3 protein-coding genes are annotated in these 1,753 nt (G+C 62.3%); all 3 read left to right on the top strand.

Going from position 1 to position 1,753, the window contains the following annotated elements; translation table 11 throughout:
* Positions 1 to 500 (top strand): TIGR03620 family F420-dependent LLM class oxidoreductase (locus ABT116_RS44255; RefSeq protein WP_351646522.1); only part of this gene is annotated, 500 nt, incomplete at its 5' end.
* 149 nt (positions 501 to 649) lie between these two features.
* Positions 650 to 1,147 carry a serine hydrolase gene (locus ABT116_RS44250; RefSeq protein WP_351646520.1) on the top strand — a complete coding sequence of 166 codons (498 nt, stop codon included), beginning with the start codon at positions 650 to 652 and terminating at the stop codon, positions 1,145 to 1,147.
* 178 nt (positions 1,148 to 1,325) lie between these two features.
* A partial coding sequence (locus ABT116_RS44245; protein ID WP_351646518.1) for a hypothetical protein occupies positions 1,326 to 1,753 on the top strand: 428 nt, incomplete at its 3' end.

The following is a 1,753-nucleotide window of genomic DNA, read 5'->3' as shown; positions in this document are numbered from 1 at the left end:
CGTACCTCGACGAACTCGACGCGGCCCAGGTCCCGGAATCACGGCGCGTCCTCGCCGCACTGGGACCGAAGGTGTTGAAACTGTCCGCAGATCGCGCCGCCGGCGCGCATCCGTACCTGACCACCCCCGAACACACGGCCGAAGCTCGCGAAATCCTCGGACCCTCGAAGATCCTGGCCCCTGAGCACAAGGTTGTTCTGGAAACCGATCCGGAGAAGGCCAGAGCAATCGGTCGCCCCGCCGTCGCCAATCCGTATCTGTACCTACGCAACTACACGAGCAATCTCGAGCGCCTCGGTTTTGCACCCGAAGAGTTGGCGAACGAGGGAAACGATCGCGTCATCGACGCTCTGGTTGCGCGCGGTACCGCGAAGTCCATCGCGGATCGGCTACGCGAGCATGTCGCGGCGGGCGCCGATCACGTTGCGATCCAAGCACTTCCCGCCGAGGGTGATCCACTCGCGACCTACGAGGCACTGGCCGCCGAACTTTTCGGCTGACGGGCAACCCTTGACTTGGATAAGTCATGTCCGAGTATACTTGGACACGACTTATCCAAGTAAAGGCCGGCCCACTCGATGCAGATTTCCGCCTGGGGCTGCCGAAGTCGGAGTACGGCCGAGTCTCGAATGTCATTGCGCCCCCGCCGTTGCCGATCGACGTCGCGGCACTCGGGATGGACAACATCATGGTGAAGACGTTCACTGCGCCGCCGGCCGATGCAACAGGTTCGTGGACCGACGGGTGGCGCGCTGCCGAGATCGGTGCGGCCAACGGACATTCGAATGCGAGGGCGCTCGCACGTATTCAATCGGTGATCGCGTGCGGCGGCAAGGTCGGTGACGTCCGTCTGTTGTCGGAGGAAACGATCGACAAGATCTTCGAGGAGCAGTCGTACGGGGTCGACCTCGTCCTGGGTGTGCCGGTCCGTTTCGGCGTCGGATTCGGCCTGCCGACGCCCGAGTCCGTGCCGTTCATTCCGGAGGGACGAATCTGTTTCTGGGGCGGTTGGGGTGGGTCGCAGATCATCATCGACACCGACAAGCGCATGACCTTCTCCTACGTGATGAACAAGATGGGGCCGGGCCTGCTCGGTTCGGAACGATCGGCGCAGTACGTATCGGCTGCCTACAGCGCTCTGAGCTGATCGGACGTGCAGTGTTGATCGACGGAACAGAGGCGTCGGCGTTACTCGAATCCTTGCCGAGTAATAGCTCACCGGTGTTCGGTTAAGCGTCCTCGGTAATCCGGCAGAACGGTTGGTTTGCCCGACCGGAGCTGACTATGCTGCCGGATATGCCAGTGTGCTCCGGGGGGAAATCAGCGTGTCCGCAACGTCGAAGTGTGCCGAAAGGTTGCACAAGCGCGTCGGCGGTTCGTCGATGAGTGGTTTGATCGAAGTCGTCGGACGCTGGTGGCAGACGCCCGACCAGTTTCACACGTTCAGTCGCTATCTCGAAGATCGCGGTTTCTTCACTGCCTGCCGGGTGTTGGTCGGCGGAACGGCGTTCTGGATGGGATTGGTGTTGCTGTCGGCCCGATTCAGTGACGTCGGTCCGCAAGGGACGCTCTGGCGGGCGGTCAATCTGACGGTCATCGTGTTGTGCCTCGGCGCGGCCCTGATCTGGTGGCTGTTTCCGCCGACGCCGCTGTGGTCGTACACCTTCGTCGTGGGTTCCGACATCGCGATTGCGGCAGCAGCAGCGGCAACCGATTCGGAACCGCTGGGCCGACTGATCGCGTGTGTCGTGTT

Origin of the sequence: Streptomyces sp. NPDC002130 (assembly GCF_040296465.1) — a bacterium.
GTDB lineage: Bacteria > Actinomycetota > Actinomycetes > Streptomycetales > Streptomycetaceae > Streptomyces.
Note: the sequence above shows the minus strand (reverse complement) of the source record. Positions and strands in the feature narration are given on the sequence as shown.